The 2,158-nt window shown below is 72.0% G+C and carries 2 protein-coding genes; both read right to left on the bottom strand.

Annotation, left to right across the window (positions count from 1 at the left end):
* Positions 1–123: 123 nt before the first annotated feature.
* Positions 124–1,623: a glutamate--tRNA ligase gene (gene gltX, locus ACFV4F_RS43180; RefSeq protein ID WP_380499460.1), complete on the bottom strand. Its 1,500-nt coding sequence runs from the start codon at positions 1,621–1,623 to the stop codon at positions 124–126.
* On the bottom strand, positions 1,616–2,158 hold a 543-nt coding region (locus ACFV4F_RS43175; RefSeq protein WP_380511506.1), incomplete at its 5' end, for a fumarylacetoacetate hydrolase family protein. The genes ACFV4F_RS43175 and gltX, both read right to left, overlap by 8 nt.

Below are 2,158 nucleotides of genomic sequence, written 5' to 3'. Positions count from 1 at the left end.
CCGTCTGCGCGCGCTCCACACTCCACAACCCCCCCCGCCGGTGGGGGGGGGGGGGGGAGGCCCCCGGGTTGCGCGGGGGGCCCGCCCCCCGGCCGGCCCCCGCGGGCGTGCTCAGCGGCCCGTTCAGGCGGCCGGCAGGGCGTCCAGGGCGGAACGCAGGCGACGCAGCGTCTCGGGGCGGCCGAGGAGCTCCATCGACTCGAACAGCGGCGGCGAGACCCGGCGGCCGGTGACGGCCACCCGCAGCGGCGTGAAGGCGAACTTGGGCTTGATGCCCAGCCCCTCCACCAGCGCCTCGCGCAGCGCGGCCTGGATCGGCTCCGGGGTGAAGTCCCCGAGCTCCTCCAGCGCCTTGATGCTGGCCTCCAGCACCGGGCGGGAGTCCGCGGTCAGCGCCTTGGCGGCGTCGTCCGGGTCGACCGCGAAGTCGGCCGGGTCGACGAAGAGGAAGCCGGCCATGTTGACGATCTCGCTCAGCACGACCATCCGCTCCTGGGTGAGCGGCGCCACCTTGGCGAGCAGGTCCAGCTGCTCGGCGGTGGGCTCGGCCGGCAGCAGGCCGGGGGCCTGCAGGTACGGCACCAGGCGGCGGACGAAGTCCTCCGGGGCCAGCTTGCGGACGTGCTCGGCGTTGATCGCCTCGCACTTCTTCAGGTCGAAGCGGGCCGGGTTGGAGTTGACCTTCGCGATGTCGAAGGCCGCGATCAGCTCGTCCGTGTCGAAGATGTCGCGGTCGTCGGCCAGCGACCAGCCCAGCAGGGACAGGTAGTTGAGCAGGCCCTCGCGGATGAAACCGCGCTCGCGGTACAGGTTCAGCGAGGCCTGCGGGTCGCGCTTGGAGAGCTTCTTGTTGCCCTCGCCCATCACGTACGGCAGGTGGCCGAAGCGCGGGGTGGCGCCGGTGCCCACGCCGATCCCGGCGAGCGCCTCGTACAGCGCGATCTGGCGCGGGGTGGAGGACAGCAGGTCCTCGCCGCGCAGCACGTGCGTGATGCCCATGAGGGCGTCGTCGACCGGGTTCACCAGGGTGTACAGCGGGGCGCCGTTGGCCCGGACGATGCCGTAGTCCGGCACGTTCTCCGGCTCGAAGCTGAGCGTGCCGCGGACCAGGTCGTCGAACGCGATGGTCTTGTCGGGCATCCGGAAGCGCAGGATCGGCTCGCGCTTCTCCAGCTTGTAGACGGCGACCTGGTCGTCCGTCAGGTCCCGGCAGTGCCCGTCGTAGCCGGAGGGCTTGCCGGCCGCGCGGGCGGCCTCGCGGCGGGCGTCCAGCTCCTCGGTGCTGCAGTAGCAGTGGTAGGCGTGGCCGGCCTCGTGCAGGCGGCGGGCGACGTCCGCGTAGATGTCCATCCGCTGCGACTGGCGGTACGGCGCGTGCGGACCGCCGACCTCCGGGCCCTCGTCCCAGTCGAAGCCGAGCCAGCGCATCGCGTCGAGCAGCTGCTCGTACGACTCCTCGGAGTCGCGGGCCGCGTCGGTGTCCTCGATCCGGAAGACCAGCGTGCCGCCGTTGTGGCGGGCGTAGGCCCAGTTGAAGAGGGCGGTGCGGACCAGGCCCACGTGGGGGTTGCCGGTCGGGGAGGGACAGAAGCGAACCCGGACGGCCGGGTCAGTGTTAGCCACGCTTGATCACCTTGTTGGCGAGAGTGCCGATGCCTTCGATGGAGACGGCGACCTCGTCGCCGACGTTGACGGGGCCCACCCCAGCGGGTGTGCCGGTGAGGATGACGTCGCCGGGCAGCAGCGTCATGGCCTCGGAGATGTGGACGATCAGCTCGGCCACCGAGCGGACCATCTGGGAGGTGCGCCCGCTCTGGCGGAGCTCGCCGTTGACCGTGCAGGTGATCGCGAGGTCGCCCGGGTCGACGTCGGTCTCGATCCAGGGGCCGAGCGGGCAGGCGGTGTCGAAGCCCTTGGCCCGGGCCCACTGGCCCTCGCGCTGCTGGACGTCGCGGGCGGTCACGTCGTTGGCGCAGGTGTAGCCGAGGATCACCTCGGGCACCCGCTCCAGCGGGACCTCGCGGCACATCCGGCCGATCACCACGGCGAGTTCGGCCTCGTGGTGGACGTCCGAGGAGAACGGCGGGTAGGCGATGCTCTCGGTCGGGCCGATCACCGAGGTGGACGGCTTGAAGAAGGTGAGCGGGACGTCCGGGAC

Origin of the sequence: Kitasatospora sp. NPDC059722 (genome assembly GCF_042733235.1) — a bacterium.
Taxonomy (GTDB): Bacteria; Actinomycetota; Actinomycetes; order Streptomycetales; family Streptomycetaceae; genus Kitasatospora.
This window is presented reverse-complemented; position numbering and strand designations above follow the sequence as displayed.